Origin of the sequence: Frankia sp. AgB32, assembly GCF_023243045.1 — a bacterium.
Lineage (GTDB): Bacteria > Actinomycetota > Actinomycetes > Frankiales > Frankiaceae > Frankia.
In genome coordinates this window covers 1-243 of the sequence record NZ_JALKFX010000212.1, presented here as the reverse complement: position 1 = coordinate 243, position 243 = coordinate 1, and the positions used below count along the sequence as shown (strand labels likewise).

Here is a 243-nt window from a genome sequence, read left to right as displayed (position 1 = left end):
CAAGAAACGCTTCGACAACAGGGATCAACGTCCATGCCGCGCCCGCGCGCCCGCATCCTGGCGGCCCGTCTCGCCGCCGTCCTGACGCTCGCCGCCCTGGCCGCCGGGCCGGTGGCGGCCCAGGAATCCGAGGCCCAGGCCATCCAGTCGGAGCCCGGCAAGGCCCCGCCCGCGCCGCCGGCCGACCCCGCGACCCTGCGGATCTGCGCCTCCGAGAAGCAGCCGCCGCTCTCGATGAAGGAC

The 243-nt window shown here is 75.3% G+C and carries 1 protein-coding gene; it reads left to right on the top strand.

What is annotated here, in order from left to right:
• Positions 1-33: 33 nt before the first annotated feature.
• Positions 34-243, top strand: a 210-nt coding sequence (locus tag MXD60_RS26460) for a hypothetical protein (protein WP_248822415.1), incomplete at its 3' end; no start/stop codon positions are given.